Source organism: Pseudomonas sp. DP-17, assembly GCF_022380625.1.
Classification (GTDB): Bacteria; Pseudomonadota; Gammaproteobacteria; order Pseudomonadales; family Pseudomonadaceae; genus Pseudomonas; species Pseudomonas nitroreducens_A.
The window spans coordinates 11,725-28,372 of sequence record NZ_JAKSXG010000012.1 but is presented as its reverse complement, the minus strand read 5'-3'; the positions used below and the strand labels follow the sequence as shown (position 1 = coordinate 28,372).

Annotated in this window: 12 protein-coding genes; 7 read left to right on the top strand and 5 right to left on the bottom strand. The window is 65.0% G+C overall.

Going from position 1 to position 16,648, the window contains the following annotated elements:
- Positions 1–110 precede the first annotated feature (110 nt).
- A complete protein-coding gene (locus MJ122_RS18700) occupies positions 111–2,150 on the top strand; it encodes an oligopeptide transporter, OPT family (protein ID WP_239745496.1) in 2,040 nt (679 codons plus the stop codon).
- 58 nt (positions 2,151–2,208) lie between these two features.
- Here the strand turns inward: MJ122_RS18700 and betT are convergent, their stop codons facing one another.
- Complete coding sequence (gene betT / locus MJ122_RS18695) at positions 2,209–4,164, bottom strand: choline transporter BetT (RefSeq protein ID WP_239745495.1); 1,956 nt, start codon at positions 4,162–4,164, stop codon at positions 2,209–2,211.
- Between the two features lie 773 nt (positions 4,165–4,937).
- Here betT and MJ122_RS18690 point away from each other — a divergent pair.
- Positions 4,938–5,273, top strand: coding sequence for a hypothetical protein (locus tag MJ122_RS18690; RefSeq protein ID WP_015478994.1), 336 nt, complete (start codon positions 4,938–4,940; stop codon positions 5,271–5,273).
- A 67-nt stretch (positions 5,274–5,340) separates the two neighbouring features.
- Here MJ122_RS18690 and MJ122_RS18685 read toward each other — a convergent pair whose 3' ends face one another.
- From MJ122_RS18685 to MJ122_RS18675, 3 genes are all read right to left on the bottom strand, one after another.
- Positions 5,341–6,282: a sigma-54-dependent transcriptional regulator gene (locus MJ122_RS18685; protein WP_088416313.1), complete on the bottom strand. Its 942-nt coding sequence runs from the start codon at positions 6,280–6,282 to the stop codon at positions 5,341–5,343.
- Positions 6,283–6,301: 19 nt separating this feature from the next.
- Positions 6,302–7,492 carry a PLP-dependent aspartate aminotransferase family protein gene (locus tag MJ122_RS18680; RefSeq protein ID WP_239745493.1) on the bottom strand — a complete coding sequence of 397 codons (1,191 nt, stop codon included), beginning with the start codon at positions 7,490–7,492 and terminating at the stop codon, positions 6,302–6,304.
- Positions 7,493–7,610: 118 nt separating this feature from the next.
- Positions 7,611–8,390: a MetQ/NlpA family ABC transporter substrate-binding protein gene (locus MJ122_RS18675; protein WP_239745483.1), complete on the bottom strand. Its 780-nt coding sequence runs from the start codon at positions 8,388–8,390 to the stop codon at positions 7,611–7,613.
- A gap of 460 nt (positions 8,391–8,850) precedes the next feature.
- On the opposite strand from MJ122_RS18675, the gene MJ122_RS18670 reads away from it, so the two are divergent.
- From MJ122_RS18670 to MJ122_RS18660, 3 genes are read left to right on the top strand one after another with little or no spacing between them, the layout of a single operon-like run.
- A complete protein-coding gene (locus MJ122_RS18670) occupies positions 8,851–10,290 on the top strand; it encodes a cytochrome ubiquinol oxidase subunit I (protein WP_088416316.1) in 1,440 nt (479 codons plus the stop codon).
- Between the two features lie 3 nt (positions 10,291–10,293).
- Positions 10,294–11,301, top strand: a complete 1,008-nt coding sequence (gene cydB / locus MJ122_RS18665; RefSeq protein ID WP_239745481.1) for a cytochrome d ubiquinol oxidase subunit II — start codon at positions 10,294–10,296, stop codon at positions 11,299–11,301.
- 11 nt (positions 11,302–11,312) lie between these two features.
- Positions 11,313–11,462: a DUF2474 domain-containing protein gene (locus MJ122_RS18660; protein WP_017520659.1), complete on the top strand. Its 150-nt coding sequence runs from the start codon at positions 11,313–11,315 to the stop codon at positions 11,460–11,462.
- 287 nt (positions 11,463–11,749) lie between these two features.
- Here MJ122_RS18660 and MJ122_RS18655 read toward each other — a convergent pair whose 3' ends face one another.
- Entirely contained in the window at positions 11,750–12,961 is a 1,212-nt protein-coding gene (locus tag MJ122_RS18655) for an MFS transporter (protein WP_239745478.1), read from the bottom strand.
- A gap of 322 nt (positions 12,962–13,283) precedes the next feature.
- Between MJ122_RS18655 and MJ122_RS18650 the strand changes: the two genes are divergently transcribed.
- On the top strand, positions 13,284–16,115 hold the full coding sequence (locus MJ122_RS18650) for a xanthine dehydrogenase family protein molybdopterin-binding subunit (RefSeq protein ID WP_239745476.1): 2,832 nt from the start codon (positions 13,284–13,286) through the stop codon (positions 16,113–16,115).
- On the top strand, positions 16,108–16,647 hold the full coding sequence (locus MJ122_RS18645; RefSeq protein WP_088416320.1) for a (2Fe-2S)-binding protein: 540 nt from the start codon (positions 16,108–16,110) through the stop codon (positions 16,645–16,647). The genes MJ122_RS18650 and MJ122_RS18645 overlap by 8 nt, the downstream gene beginning before the upstream one ends.
- Position 16,648 lies beyond the last annotated feature (1 nt).

Genomic DNA, 16,648 nt, shown 5'->3' with positions numbered 1-16,648 from the left:
TTGCGGCAACAAAGCCGCACCGCAGACCGCAATCGTCGCCATTCTGGGTCGCGGTGGATGGCTCACTGTCCTACGCTTTGGCAGTTTCGCTTCGTAAAGAGATTGCCTACATGCAAGAAAGGATTCCCGACGAGTCCAACCTCGCCGAGCTGACGGTTCGCGGCCTGATCCTCGGCGCGCTGATCACCGTGGTGTTTACCGCTTCCAACGTCTACCTCGGCCTCAAGGTCGGCCTGACCTTCGCCTCGTCGATTCCCGCGGCGGTCATTTCCATGGCCGTGCTGCGCTACTTCTCCGGCTCCAACATCCTCGAGAACAACATGGTGCAGACCCAGGCCTCGGCGGCCGGCACCCTGTCCTCGATCATCTTCATCCTTCCCGGCCTCTTGATGATCGGCTACTGGAGCGGCTTCCCGTTCTGGCAGACCGCGGCCATCTGCTCCATCGGCGGCATCCTCGGCGTGCTGTACACCATTCCGCTGCGCCGGGTGATGGTGGTGCAGAGCAACCTGCCGTACCCCGAGGGTGTGGCGGCGGCGGAAATCCTGCGCGTCGGCAGCCAGGACGAAGAGGAAGAGAAGGCCGGCAAGTCCGCGAAAGCCGGTGGCCCGGGCCTGCGCGACATCCTCGCCGGCGGTGTGGTCGCCGCCGCCTTCAGCCTGCTCAGCAGCGGTTTCAAGGTGCTCGCCGAAGGCTTCAGCTTCTGGCTCACCGCCGGGCAAGCGGCGTTCCGCCTGTCCACCGGCTTCTCCCTGGCGCTGGTGGGTGCCGGTTACCTGATGGGCATCACCGCCGGCATCGCCATCCTGATCGGCGTGGTCATTGCCTGGGGCGTGGCCGTGCCGCTGCTCTCGGTCAACAGCGTGCTGGCCGCCGGGCAGAGCCTGCCGGAGCTGGCAAACAAGCTTTGGAGCAGCCAGGTGCGCTTCCTCGGCGCCGGCACCATCGGTATCGCCGCGCTGTGGACCTTGGCCACTCTGTTCAAACCCATGGTGCAGGGCGTCTGGTCATCGCTCAGCGCCGTCAGCGGCCGTGGTGAAAGCAGCGACCTGCGCACCGAGCAGGACCTGTCGGCGAAGTGGATCGTCACCATTGCCGGGGTTCTCTTGCTGGCGCTGTTCGTGGTGTTCTCCTACTTCCTCGGTGAGGCCGCGCCGGACCTGCATGGCTTCGGCTTCTGGGGCCTGGTGGCGGTCTGCGTGATCTTTGCTTTCTTCTTCGGCTTCCTGATCGCCGCCGCCTGCGGCTACATGGCCGGCCTGGTCGGCTCGTCGAGCAGCCCGATCTCCGGCATCGGCATCATCGCGGTGATCCTGGTGTCGCTGCTGATCCTGGGCGTCGGCTCGCTGGAGACCGGTTTCCTCGACCAGCAGGGCGGCAAGCTGGCCATCGCCCTGGCGCTGTTCACCACCTCGGTGGTGATCGCCATCGCGGCGATTTCCAACGACAACCTGCAGGACCTGAAGACCGGCTACCTGGTCGGCGCGACCCCGTGGCGCCAGCAGGTGGCGCTGATCGTCGGCTGCCTGGTGGGCGCCCTGGTGATCCCGCCGGTGCTGGAGTTGCTGTTCAACGCCTACGGCTTCACCGGTGCGCTGCCGCGCGAGGGCATGGACCCGAACGCCGCGCTGGCCGCACCGCAGGCGACGCTGATGACGGCGATTGCCAGCGGGATTTTCCACAACGCGCTGAACTGGAACATGATCCTGATCGGCGTGGCGCTGGGCATCGCGCTGATCCTGGTGGACGTGCTGCTGCGCCGCACCGGCAAGGCCAGCCTGCCGGTACTGGCAGTCGGCCTGGGCATCTACCTGCCGCCGACCATCGGCATGACCCTGGTGGTCGGCGCGGTGATCGGCTGGCTGCTGGAAACCGCCCTGGCCAAGCGCGCGGCGGCGGCTGGCAAGGATGTGGAGAAATTCTCCGACGAGCCCAGGCGCCGGGGCGTGCTGCTGGCCTCCGGCCTGATTGTCGGCGAGAGCCTGATGGGCATCCTACTCGCCGCCATCATCGGCGCCACCGGTTCCGCTACGCCTTTGGCACTGGTCGGCGAGTCTTTCGAGGACACCGCGCAGTGGCTGGGGCTGGTGGTATTCGTGGCGATCTGCGTGCTGTTCTACCGCAAGGTGCTGACCGGCACCCGCGCCTGATCCTTGGCCGTGATGGGAAAAAGGCGCCTGCGGGCGCCTTTTTCGTGGGTGTACGGGCTCAGCGCACCAGATGCAGGAACTGCAGGTGCCGTTCGTACTGGTCGAGCATGTCGTTGATGATCTGCTCCTTGCTGTAGCCCATCAGGTCGTAGTCCTGGCTGCCTTCGGAGAGGTGCACCTCGGCGCGGAAGTAGCGGCGGTTCTTCAGGTGCAGGCCGCCCATGCCGGCACGGGCGAAGGAGGGGGTGAAGTAGCCGCGCATCGAGACCTGGTAGAGGAACGGATGCTGCGCGCCGTGGCCGATCTCCAGGCCGATTTCCAGGTTGCTCAGGTCCAGGTCGGAATCCACCTGCAGGCCCTTCTCGCGGAACACCTCGGAGACCTCGGTGATCGCCGGGGTGACCACGTCGACCATGTAGCGGTACACCTCGTCGCGGGTGGGGAAGTGCACCGCCTGGGAGATGCGCCGCTTCCAGCCGCCGGGCTTGGCCGAGGGCGGCGCCAGTGAATGGGTTCGCGCGCGCTGGCGCTGGGACTCCAGGTAGAAGGCCTTGTGCAGGCCCCACATCATCAGCAGCAGGATCAGCGAGAAGGGCAGCGAGGTCAGCACCACGGCTGACTTCAGCGCATCGATGCTGCCGGCGAACAGCAGGCCGCCGGTGACCAGTGCGGTGGCCACGCCCCAGAACACCCGCAGCCACTTAGGACCATCGTCGTCGGCGCTGCCGCCTCGGGCGGAGAGGGTGGAGAGCACCACGGTGCCGGAGTCCGCCGATGTGACGAAGAAGACGAAGCTGACCAGCACCGTCACCGCGATCACCACGCGGCTGGCGGGGTAGTTCTGCAGCATCTGGTAGAGCGCCATCGACGGGTCGGCGATGGCCACGCGGCCCAGCTCGCTGAAGCCGTGATTGAGCACCTGGTCCAGGGCGCTGTTGCCGAAGATCGACATCCAGGCGAGGGTGAAGCCGAGCGGGATGAACAGCACGCCGAAGACGAATTCACGGATGGTCCGCCCGCGCGAGATGCGCGCGATGAACAGGCCGACGAAGGGCGCCCAGGCGATCCACCAGGCCCAGTAGAACACCGTCCAGCCGCCCAGCCAGTCGCTGCCTTCCTGGCCGTAGGCATAGAGGTCGAAACTCTTGGTCGGCAGGGCGCCGAGGTAGTCGCCGATGTTCTGCACCAGGGTGTTGAGCAGGTGCTGGGTGGGGCCGGCGAACAGCACGAAGAGCAGCAGCGCGCAGGCCAGCAGCATGTTGATGTCCGACAGCAGTCGGATGCCCTTGTCGACGCCGGACACGGCGACCAGGATGGCCGCGCCCATCATCAGTGCGATCAGGGTCATCTGCACCGGATGGCTATGAGCGACGCCGAAGAGGAAGTCCAGCCCGGCGTTGAGCTGCAACACGCCAAAGCCCATGTCCGCACCCAGGCCGAACACCGTGGCGATGATGCCGAAGCAGTCCACCGTGTAGCCAATGGGGCCATTGATGCGCTTGCCGATCAGCGGGTAGAGCGCCGAGCGCAGCGCCAGCGGCAGGTTATGGCGGTAGGCGAAATAGGCCAGCGCCATCGCCACCAGGGCGAACACGCCCCAGCCGTGCAGGCCCCAGTGCAGGAACAGCAGCTGCATGGCCTGGCGCGCCGCTTCCGGGGTCCCGGCTTCACCTTGCGGCGGCTGGGCGAAGTGGGTCAGTGGCTCGGACACGCAGAAGAAGAACAGGGTGATGCTGATGCCCGCGGCGAACAGCATGCCGGCCCAGGACAGGTAGCTGAATTCCGGCTCGTCGTGGTCGGCACCGAGCTTGATCTTTCCGTAGCCGGAAAGCGCGGTGACCACCACGAAGATCAGGTACAGCGTCATCGCCAGCAGGTAATACCAGCCGACAGTGTCGGCGGCCCAGGACTGCGCGGCGAGCAGCCATTCACCGGCCTGTTGCGGCTGGGCGATGACGATCAGGGCGAAGAGCAGGATCAGCGCGGCCGCACCGTAGAAGACCGGTGGGTTCATGCGCATGGCGGGGGAGGATGTTACGGACGGGGAGGATTGTGCAACGGACAAAACGGGCGGGGTTCCTCGAAATTTTCCTTGAACAAGCATTCAATGAAAACACGGGAAGGCCCTGGAAAGCCAATCGGCGGGACCGGTGGTCCCGCCGCCGGCCCTGTACAAGGGCCGAGCGGAGCGGGTACTGCTTACTTGCGGCGGTTCTTTTTCGCCTCACGGATCTCACGGCGTTCCGGGTCGGCCTTCGCGGGCGCGGTCAGGAAAGCGGTGGCGGCGAAGAAGTTGGCAAGAGCGGCAAAGCTGGTCACGGTAGTCTCCAATGGCGCCGGGGAAAAGGGGTCCCGACCGCCTGATAGCCATTTTCCCTGAAGATTGTGACAAAAAGAAGTGAATGGTCTTGATGGAAGGTATTGAGGCGGTCGATGAGACTGCTTTCATGATGTTTTGCGGTGAATGGTCCTGTTTTTGACTTGTTGCTCAGGATTCCCTCTCGCAAATCTTCAGGTCGGCGAAGCCTTTCACTGCGACCGTTCGTCGCTAAAGGTGAAACGGTTCAGCGCCGCGGCTGGCATTGCAGCGATTTACCGGCTGTCAGCGCGGTGATACAGCGCTTCGCGTAGCACAATTCCCGAAATAGAGCGGGGCAGCGCTGGAAAACCTGAACACGCGTGCAATATTTTGTGAAAAAGTTGTGAAGCGAGTATGGCGATTGACTCGTCGGTTCCGTTAGTCTCCCACCCGCAGGACAAAAATCCACCAACAGGGAGCATCTCGAGATGGACTTCAAACGCATCGCCATTGCCACTGCACTCTTCGCTTCGCTGGCCGGTTGCCAGACCATGACCACCAACCAGGCCATCGTTCCGCTGCAGGCCGCTACCGCTCAGATGATCGGTCTGGCCTCCTCCGACGAGCTGGTCGTCAGCGACGTCAAAGCCGGCCAGCCGGACGCCCTGGGTGGCCAGGAACTCTCCTATGTCGCCACCACCACCAAAGGCCGCGTGTTCAACTGCACCTCGCGCATGATGCCGGGCCTGCTGACCGATCCGGCCAAGCTGACCAACCCGTCGTGCACTCCGGTGGTTGCTCACTCGAACACCGCTACCAAGTAAGCCCCAGCAGCATGCTGTCGCCCGTGCGCGACCCATCGGGTCGCGCTGGCGACTACAGCGCGGCGACTCAGCCGCGCTCGTGCTCCAGGCGTTGCAGCAGCGCACGCAACTGCGCCTCGACGCCGGGCTGGCGTACCAGGCGCTCCAGCGCTTCCTCGCTGGCTCCCGTTACGCCGCCTGATCCCGCCACTCCACCTGAAAAGTTAAGGTGCTCCGGGCGGATCTCCTCGTCCGGGCTGACCAGCAGGGCGAAGTGGATGACGTTCTCCAATTCGCGAATATTGCCCGGCCACGAATAGCCCTCCAGCGCGCGCTGGGTGTCACTGGCGATCTGCGGCACCGGCAGTTCCAGGCGCTGCGCATGCACGCCGAGGAAGTACTCGGCCAGTGGCTGGATATCGCCGATGCGCTCGCGCAGCGGTGGCAGCGTAAGGTTGCCGTCGTGCAGGTACTGCTGCAGCCCTTCGAGGAATTTCCCTGCTTTCACTGCCTGCCCCAGGTCGATGCTGGTGGCGGCGACCAGGCGCACGTCCACCGGCACCGGCTCGCGGGCACCGACGCGCAGCACCTCGCGCTCCTGCAGCACGCGCAGCAGCTTCTGTTGCAGCGACAGCGGCAGGTCGGCGATCTCGTCCAGATACAAAGTCCCGCCGTTGGCCGAGCCGAACCAGCCGGCGCGGCTGCCCACCGGGCCGTTGTGCGCGCCAGGGGCATAGCCGAACAGCTCGGCCTCGGCGTAATTGCGGCTCAGGGCGCTGCAGCTCACCGCGACGAACAGGCCCGGGCGTTCGCTGGCGCGGTGGATGTGACGGGCCAGCAGCTCCTTGCCGGTGCCGGTCTCGCCGTGGATCAGCACCGGCTGCGGCAACGGCGCCAGGCGCTCCACCTCGTCGCGCACTTCATGGGAGCGCGGGTCGAAGAACACCAGCGCCTTGGCGCGGATGCTCAGCGGGCTCTTGTCGGCGTCGGGGAAGGTCAGCAGCGGTAGCGGCGCGTGGGGTGCATTCATGGGGTTTCTCCTTCTGCTTCTACAGCGCGTCCAGCGCCTGCAGGAAGTCGCGGACGATGTCCTCGCTGTCCTCTATGCCCACCGACACACGGATGGTGCCGTCGTGGATGTCCAGCGCGGTCAGGGCCTCGGCGGATAGCGCGCGATGCGAGGTCTTGCCGGGGTGGGTGATGCTGCTGGCGACTCCGGCCAGCGAGGGGGCGAAGGCAGCCAGTTGCAGCTCGCCGATCAGCGCGTCGACCTGATCGAGGCCACCTTTGAGGGTGAAGCTCAACATGCCCGAATGGCCTTTGCGGAACAGCCGCTGCGCCAGCTCGAAGTCCGGGTGCGAAGGCAGGCCGGGGTAGAACACGCGGGCCACCTGCGGATGTGCTTCGAGGGCTTCGGCCAGCGCCTGGGCGTTCTGCGAGTGGGCCTTCATGCGCAGGGCCAGGGTCTTCGCGCCGCGGAAGTTGAGCCAGCTTTCGAAGGGGCTGGCGCTGCCGCCGGCGTTGATCTGGAAGCGCCGCGCGGCGGCAACCCACTGGGCGTCGCCGATCAGCGCGCCGCCCATGGCGTCGCTGTGGCCGTTGAGGTACTTGGTGGTGCTGTGGATCACCAGGTCGGCGCCATCGCGCAGCGGCTGATAGAGCACCGGCGAGAGGAAGGTGTTGTCCACCAGCAGCTTGAGACCGTGGCGATGGGCAAGATCGGCCAGCGCAGGAATATTGCTGATGCGCACCAGCGGGTTGGAGGCGGTCTCGGTGTAGATCAGCTTCGTGGTGGGGGTGATCGCCGCTTCCACCGCCGCCAGGTCGTTGAGGTCGAGCAGGGTGGAGGCGATGCCGAAGCGGGTCAGCTCCCTCTCGATCAGGCTTTGGGTGGTGCCGTACAGCTCGCGGCTGGCGATCAGGTGGTCGCCGGCGCCCAGTACCCCCAGCAGCGCAGCGGAAATGGCCGCCATGCCGGAGGCGGAGAACAGCGCGTCCTCGCCGACTTCCAGTTCGCGCAGCAGCTCTTCCACGGCGCTGTGGTTGGGGTTGCCGATGCGGGTGTACATGTAGTTGTCGGGGTTGCCGGCAAGGAAGTCGTCGACCTGTTCCAGGGAGTCGTAGACGAATACCGAGCTCTGGTAGATCGGCTGGCTCTTGGCGCGGGTGACCATGCGCCGGTCGGCATCGTGGCCGGCATGCACGGATCGGGTGGAGGGGCCTTTGGCGGTGTCGCTCATGGCAGGTCCTTGGGAAAGAAAAACGCCGGTGGAACCTGCCCACCGGCGTTGAAGCGGGTGCGCCCAAGGCGCGCCCAGCGTGGGAGTCGTTGCGCCCGACACTCGGCCGGGCGACGGGTCAGAAGGCGGGCACCACGGCGCCGTTGTACTTCTTCTCGATGAAGGCTTTGACTTCCGGGCTGGTCAGGGCGGCGGAGAGTTTCTTCAGGGCATCGCTGTCCTTGTTGTCCGGGCGCGCCACCAGGTAGTTCACGTAGGGCGAGTTGCGGTCTTCGAGGATCAGTGCGTCCTTCACCGGGTTGAGCTTGGCTTCCAGCGCGTAGTTGGTGTTGATCAGGTCCAGGTCGACCTGGTCCAGCACGCGCGGCAGCAGGGCCGACTCCAGCTCCTTGAACTTCAGGTGCTTGGGGTTCTCGGCGATGTCTTTGGGGGTGGCCAGGGCGTTGCTCGGGTCCTTGAGCTTGATCACGCCGGCCTTCTGCAGCAGGAGCAGGGCGCGGCCGCTGTTGCTGCCTTCGTTGGGGATGGCAACGGTGGCGCCGTCAGGCAGCTGGTCGATGGACTTGTACTTCTTCGAGTAGCCGCCGAAGGGCTCGACATGCACGCCGGTCACGGTGACCAGGTCGGTGCCCTTGCCGGAGTTGAAGTTGTCCAGGTACGGCTTGGTCTGGAAGTAGTTGGCGTCCAGGCGCTTCTCGGCCACCTGCACGTTGGGCTGCACGTAGTCGGTGAAGACCTTGATCTGCAGGTCCACACCTTCCTTGGCCAGGGTCGGCTTGATCAGCTCGAGGATCTCGGCGTGGGGAATCGGGGTGGCAGCGACGACCAGCTTCTCGTTGGCGAAAGCGGAAGTGGTGAAGGCAGCGGCGAGGGCGGTCAGAAGCAGCAGCTTTTTCATTGCGGATGTCCTTGTGGGGCAGATGACCGCTGGCGTCCGGGCCGGCCGGGATGGGGCCTTCGTACGGGCGGTGGATTCTTTTTCCGCGGCTCATTCGGCAGCGGTTGCAGTGAAAGCTACCCGGTCTTTTTATTCCAATAAAATATTAATTTTTCATTTTCATATTCGATTTTGTTCATACGGCCACAAGGGTGCGCCCTGGGACAAGCTGTCGCGCGGCACCCCGTCGCGCGGCAACCCACCACGGCGGATTGCGCGGGGCTGCGGCGTAATATCTCTTTGCTTCATTGAGCGGCGTCAATGCGCAACGCAGGCCATTCTGTCTGTAGCGAAATGAAGTCGAACCGGCAGCAGACCGGCGGGCTCGAAAACACGTCACGCAAGAACGCCCTGCGCATGCGCAAGGTACGGTGCCCGGCCCTTTACGTGAGGTCGGCGTCAGCCTGAGAGAGGAATTGTCATGTTCGGATTGGAGGCGCTCGACCTGGCTCGGATCCAGTTCGCCTTTACCGTGTCCTTCCACATCATCTTCCCGGCCATCACCATCGGCCTCGCCAGTTACCTGGCGGTGCTCGAAGGCTTGTGGCTGAAGACCGGCGATGAGGTCTACCGCGATCTCTATCACTTCTGGTCGAAGATTTTCGCCGTCAACTTCGGCATGGGCGTGGTCTCCGGCCTCGTCATGGCCTACCAGTTCGGCACCAACTGGAGCGCCTTCTCGGCCTTCGCCGGGAGCGTCACCGGCCCGCTGCTGACCTACGAAGTGCTCACGGCATTCTTCCTCGAGGCGGGCTTCCTCGGCGTCATGCTCTTCGGCTGGCACCGCGTCGGCCCGGGCCTGCATTTCTTCGCCACCGTCATGGTGGCGATCGGCACGCTGATCTCGACCTTCTGGATTCTCGCCTCCAACAGCTGGATGCAGACCCCGCAGGGCCACGAGATCATCAACGGCATCGTGGTGCCGGTGGACTGGCTGGCAATCATCTTCAACCCGTCCTTCCCCTATCGGCTGCTGCACATGGCGATCGCCTCGTTCGTTGCCACCGCCTTCTTCGTCGGCGCCTCGGCGGCCTGGCACCTGCTGCGCGGCCGGGACAATCCGGCGATCCGCAAGATGCTCTCGATGGCCATGTGGATGGCGCTGATCGTCGCGCCCATCCAGGCCATGGTGGGCGACGCCCATGGTTTGAACACGCTCAAGCACCAGCCGGCGAAGATCGCCGCCATCGAAGGCCACTGGGACAACAGCGAAGGCGGCCCGACGCCGCTGATCCTGGTCGGCTGGCCCGACATGGAGCGCGAGGAAACCCGCTTCAAGATCGAGATCCCGGTACTGGGCAGCCTGATCCTGAACCACAGCCTGACCGAGCCGATCCCGGCACTGAAAGACTTCCCGAAGGCTGACCGTCCCAACTCCACCATCATCTTCTGGTCGTTCCGCGTCATGGTCGGCCTGGGGCTGCTGATGATCCTGATCGGCGTGTGGAGCGTCTGGCTGCGCTGGCGCAAGCGGCTCTACGCGAACCGCGCGTTCCTGCACCTGGTGCTGTGGATGGGGCCGTCCGGCCTGATCGCGATCCTCGCCGGCTGGTTCACCACCGAGATCGGTCGCCAACCCTGGGTGGTGTACGGGCTGATGCGCACCTCCGATGCGGTGTCCAATCACAGCGTCACGCAGATGAGCCTGACCCTGGTGATGTTCGTGCTGGTGTATTTCACGCTGTTCGGCGTGGGCATCGGCTACATGATGCGCCTGGTGCGCAAGGGTCCGGTCACTCACGAAGGTCGCGAAACCAGCCACGGCGGTGCAGGCCAGAAACGCACCCCGGCACGGCCGCTGTCGGCGGCCGAAGAGGGCCTGGAAGATGGCGACAGCGACAGCCTGGAAGGGAGGAACTGAATCATGGGCATCGATCTTCCGCTGATCTGGGCGATCATCATCATCTTCGGGATCATGATGTACGTCGTGATGGATGGCTTCGATCTGGGCATCGGCATGCTCTATCCGTTCTTCAAGGACGAGAGCGACCGCGACGTGATGATGAACACCGTTGCGCCGGTCTGGGACGGTAACGAGACCTGGCTGGTGCTGGGCGGCGCGGCGCTGTTCGGCGCCTTCCCGGTGGCGTATTCGGCCGTGCTCTCGGCGCTTTACCTGCCGCTGATTCTGATGCTCGTCGGGCTGATCTTCCGCGGCGTGGCCTTCGAGTTCCGCTTCAAGGCGCGGGCCAACAAGCGTCACCTGTGGGACAAGTCGTTCATCGCAGGCTCCTTGGTGGCGACCTTCTTCCAGGGCGTGGCGCTGGGCGCCTTTATCGAAGGCATCCCGGTGCAGAACCGCGCCTTCGCTGGCGGCGCGCTGGACTGGCTGGCGCCGTTCCCGCTGTTCTGCGGCCTGGGCCTGGTGGTGGCCTACACCCTGCTGGGCTGCACCTGGTTGATCATGAAGACCGAAGGCAAGCTGCAGGAGCGCATGCATGACCTGGCGCGCCCGCTGGCGCTGGTACTGCTGGCCGTGATCGGTGTCGTCAGCCTGTGGACGCCGCTGGCCCATGGCGAGATTGCCCAGCGCTGGTTCAGCCTGCCCAACCTGTTCTGGTTCCTGCCGGTGCCGCTGCTGGTGCTGCTGACCTTCTACAGCCTGCTGCGTTCGGTGGCGAACAACGACCACGTGAAGCCTTTCGTGCTCACCCTGGTGCTGATCTTCCTGGGCTATAGCGGTTTGGGCATCAGCCTGTGGCCGAACATCGTGCCGCCGTCGCTGTCCATCTGGGACGCTGCCGCACCGCCGCAGAGCCAGGGTTTCATGCTGGTCGGCGCGCTGTTCATCATCCCCTTCATCCTCGGCTACACCGCCTGGAGCTACTACGTGTTCCGCGGCAAGGTGAAGCCTGGCGATGGCTACCACTAGAGGTTCGTGCGATGACTCATGAAGAGCAGGAGAAAGCACCGCTGCGCAAGCGGCTGGGCTGGCTGGTGCTGATCTGGGTACTGAGCGTCGCCGCCCTTGGCGTGGCGGCCTGGCTGATGCGCCTGTTCATGAGCGCGGCGGGGCTGGGCACGCCGCACTAGCCCGCGCAATCGATCCCATCCGGGCGCCGTCCCCCGGCGCCCGTTCCCACATCCCTCGCACGGTTTCGTGCGGGGGATTTTTTTGTCCTGGGTGTCGGCTTTTTTGTAGGAGCCAGCTTGCTCGCTCGCGCAACCTCAGGTCGGCCCGTAGGATGGGTGGAGCTTGCGATACCCATCAGCGTTTTCGCGCATCGATCGATGGGTATCGCTTCGCTCCACACCATCCTACGGTTGTGGCACCCGGTGACTGTGGAAGCGGACTCCGCCCACGGTCAGTTGTGGGTCGATCAGTGCAACTTGTCGCGCTTGGCCAGACTCGGGAACAGCTTCATCCACACGCCAGTGACGACCAGTGTGCCGACACCTCCGAGCACCACCGCCGGGACGGTGCCGAGCCAGTGGGCGGTAAGGCCGGATTCGAATTCGCCCAGCTGGTTCGAGGCGCCGATGAACAGCCCGTTCACCGCGCTCACCCGGCCGCGCATCTCATCCGGGGTTTCGAGCTGCACGAAGGCGCCACGGATGACCATGCTGATCATGTCCGCCGCGCCCAGCACCACAAGCACTGCCAGGGAGAACCAGAACGATGTCGACAGGCCGAAGGCGATGGTGGTGACGCCGAACACGCCCACGGCGGCGAACATGATCCGCCCGACGTTGCGCTCGATGGGGAAGCGCGCCAGCCAGAACGACATCAGCAACGCGCCCACCGCCGGGGCCGAACGCAGCAGGCCCAGGCCCCAGGGGCCGGTGAGCAGGATGTCCTTGGCGAACACCGGCAGCAGCGCGGTGGCGCCGCCCAGCAGCACGGCGAACAGGTCCAGGGATATGGCGCCGAAGATGTCCGGGCGGCTGCGGATGAAGCGAATGCCCGCTAGCAGCGATTCCAGCGTGGCCTTGCCTTGCGCGGCTGGCGCCTGGCGCGAGGGCAGGGTGAGCACCAGGGTGCAGGCGATGAAGTACAGCACCGCCGTGGGCGTGTAGACCCAGAAGGCACCGAACGCATAGAGGAAACCGCCGAAGGCTGGCGCCGCGATGGTCGCCGCCTGCATGGCCGAGGCGGACGCCGCCACGGCGCGGGGGAACAGCGCGGTGGGCACGATGTTCGGCAGCAGCGCCTGGGTGGTCGGCATCTCGAAGGCCCGCGCGGTACCGAGCAGGAAGGCCATCACGAAGATCATCTCTCGCGTCACGTTGTCGGTGCTGGCGCCCACCACCAGCGCCACCGCGATGAGGCCCTGGCCGATCTGGCAGAGCGAGGCGATGCGCCTCCGGTCATAGCGGTCGGCGACGTGACCGGTGTGCAGCATGAACAGCACGCGCGGGGTGAACTCCACCAATCCCACCAGGCCGAGATCGAGCACATTGTGGGTCAGCTCGTAGATGTGCCAGCCGATGGCCACGGTGATCATCTGGAAGGCGCTGGCGGTGCAGACGCGCGCCAGCCAGAAGGCGAGAAAGGGCCGGTGACGCAGCAGGGACGTGGCTTGGGCGGTCATGGGAAGTGCTTTTGTTAGGAGGCTAAGCAAGAGCTGCGCAGCGTAGCACGGCGTAACACTTTTCCGCTGGTCGTCGCTGGATTGCGCTATTGGCGATTAGTCTCGACCCGTCGACTAAAATTTTCATCGCCGCGACAAGCTGGCCGATTGACTTTGCTTCGCACTATTGAGGTGCGTTAAAGTTGACAGAGGAGTCAGGTTTTACTGCAGGATCCTTCCTCCGGCGCCATCCCCGAGACGCCCGCGATTGTGCGGCCCCCGAACTCTCCCCAGCACAGAAAAAACACCATATGGGCGGCCTTCACCGTCCCAAGGATGAACCATGTCCAACCGTGATATTTCCCGGCGCGCCTTCCTGCAAGGCGGGCTGATTGCCGGTGTCAGCGTGACCATGGCGCCGCTCGGCAGTCGGGCCTTCGCTGCCCTGATGGAGAACTCCGTCACCGTCTCCCCCCAGCAGTGGATGGGCCACGACGGCAAGGCGCGCTTCCGTAACGACGCGCTGTCCAAGGTCTGCGGCAACAAGGTGTTCGCCCGCGACATCCGCTCCAAGGACATGCCCGGCTGGCCGCAGCAGCAGGGCCACGCCATGCTGCTGAAGATCACCAAGGCCGACCGCCTGTTCGACGGCATCGACCTGTCCTGGCTGGGCGCCGAGCTGCAGCCGGACCGCATCGTCACCGCCGAGGACCTGAAAAAGGACGGCATCGCCTGGCCCGAGGCGCACTCGCCGGACCCGCTGCTGCCTGTGGGGCAGGTGCCGATGTTCATCGGCCACCCGGTGGCGATCCTGATCTGGAAGGATTTCGAGCGTTATCGCCAGGCCAAGCTCAAGCTGAAGTTCAACGACAAGGCGATCCGCTACGGCGCCCAGGCGCCGCTGTACCAGCGCGACCCTTACGGCAGCTTCCGTTTCGTGCGCGTGGGCGGCAAGACGCCGTTCGACGACGACGAGTTCTCCAGCCTGAAGGACTCGATGCTGTTCCCCACCATCCTCAACCGCAAGCCGGTGTGGACCTCCGAGCCCAAGCAGCATGGCGACCTGACCGAGCAGGGCCTGTTCTACGCCCAGCAGATCAAGCAGCAGATCGACAATCCGCCGGAGAACTGGCTGGTCTTCAACGAGCGCTACAGGACCCCGTCCATCGAGCCGGCAGCGCTGGAACCGGACAACGGCAACGGCTGGTACGACGCCAAGACCGGCACCCTGCACTTCGTCGTCGCCACCCAGTGCCCGTTCGAGGTGGCCAGCGAATGCGTGCACATGATCAAGCCGTCGCGCTTTGCGCTGAACAAGCTGAGCATGCACCCCGGCTACACCGTGGGTTACGGCTCCAAGGACAACAACATCTTCGTCTTCTACGCCGCGGTCGCCGCGCTGTATGGCGAGGGTGTGCCGGTGCGCCTGGCCAATGACCGCTACGAGCAGTTCCAGAGCGGCATCAAGCGTCACCCGTTCGACATCCGCTACCAGTTGGCGGTGGACAAGAGCGACCTCAGCTTCAAGATCTTCCGCGCCGACATGAACGTCGACGGCGGCGGTCGCATCAACTACAGCCCCTCCGTTGCGGCGGTGGGCGCCACGGCTGCGCAGTCGATCTACTACATGCCGCAGAACGACCTGTCGGTGACCGCCTACCATTCGCGCGGCGTGGAAGCTGGCTCGATGCGCGGCTACGGCACGCTGCAGACCATGGCCGCCACCGAAATGATGGTGGACGAAGTCGCCGGCATCCTCGGTGTCGATGCCATCGAGCTGCGCCGCGTCAACGCCCTCAAGTCGGGCATGAAGAACACCCAGGGCGCCGTGCCCGCCGGTGCGCTGCGCCTGCACGAGATCCTCGACAAGGCCGCAGCCCACGACTGGTGGAAAAACCGCGACGCGCGCAAGAAGGAGATGGACGCCAAGGACCCGGACCACTGGTACGGCATCGGCTTCGCCATCTGCCAGAAGGACTTCGGCACCGGTTCCGAGTCGCCCATGGCCCACGTCGAGTTCGGCGCCGATGGCCGCGTGTTCCTGCGCCACATCGGCACCGAGCTGGGTACCGGCATGTCCACTTCCCAGGCCTTCGTGGTCGGTGACTTCCTCGGCCGCCCGGCGGACGAAGTACGCACCGCCGAGACTGAATGGCCGGAGCTGCAACTGACCACCAGTGGCAACCCCTACCTGATCAGCCAGGCCGACCAGGACGCCGCCCTGCGCAACCCGCGCTGGGTCGGCAAGCTGGCCTCGCCCTCGTCGGCGACCAACTCGGCCTACTATTTCAGCCACGCCACCCGTGAAGCGGCGCGCGTGCTGTTCAACCACGGCCTGTGGCCGGCAGCGCTGCACCTCTGGGGCAAGGGCCCGTTCGGTGGCTCGGCCAACCCGCTGGTAGTGCGCCGCGAGGACGCCCATTGGGTCGACGGCAAACTCACCGCCAACGGCCTGGAGCCGCTGGCCTTCGAGCAACTGGCCAAAACCGCCCACGAGCTGGGGCTGGTCACCGGCGCCAGCGTCCACGGCTTCAACCGCTGGAGCTGGGCCGAGTCTGACTTCGTCATCGACGGTGTGCGTGATCGCCTGCCGCTCGACGCATTGGCCGTGAAATACGGCGACGGTGCGCCCTCCGTGAAGAAGGCGCAGATGAGCAGCAACGGCTTCCACCTGCTGGACCGCCAGAACGCGGCCTACCCGGCGACCCAGCTGAACAACGCCATGGTCACCTACTACAGCCCGGTCGCCACTATCGTCGAGCTGAAGGTGAACAAGGGCAACGGCGAAGTCAGCGTGCTCAACCACCACAGCTGGATCGAGTGCGGCCGCGTGCTGGTGCCGGAGCTGGTGAAAGGCCAGATCGAAGGTGGCACTGCCATGGGCATCGGCCATGCGCTGCTGGAAGACATGCCGCTGTACGAGGGTGGGCCGGGCGAGGGCGATTGGAACTTCAACCGCTACCGTCTCCCGAAGGCGAAAGACGTGGCCGTCTGGCAGCAGAGCTCGGAAATCCTTCCGCCGCTCTCGCCCAGCGATCCGTCCAAGGGCATCGCCGAGGTGGTGATGATTCCGGTGGTCGGCGCCATCGGCAACGCCGTGGCCCACGCCATCGGCAAGCGTGTCCGCGACCTGCCCATCACTCCCGCTCGCATCAAGGAGGCCCTCAATGGCTAACCGTCAGCTCAACCTGACCTTGAATGGTCAAACCGTCGGTCCGGTCGAGGTTCCCGAGGACCTGCCGATGATCGACTACCTGCATGAATACCAGAACCTCACCGGTTCGCGCCTGGGCTGCGGCCAGGGCATCTGCCACGCCTGCGTGGTGATCGTCGACAACCCCGACGGCACCAGCGAGGAAGTGCGCACCTGCATCACCGGCGCGCACTACTTCGAAGGCAAGAAGGTGCGCACCATCGAAGGCCACGCCAAGCGTGAGGCAGACGGTTCGGTGAAGGAACTGAACCCGATCCAGCAGAAGTTCGTCGACCGCTTCGCCTTCCAGTGCAGCTACTGCGCGCCGGGCTTCGTCAACGCCGCCACCGTGCTGGTGGAGAAGGCCCAGCGCCAGCCGCTGAAGAAGAGCGAACTGGAATCGACCATCGAGGCCAGCCTTGGCCACCACATCTGTCGCTGCACCGGGTACGTGCGTTACTACGACGCCACCCGCGAAGTGCTGACCGATCTCGGCCTGGTCAAGGAGGGCTAAG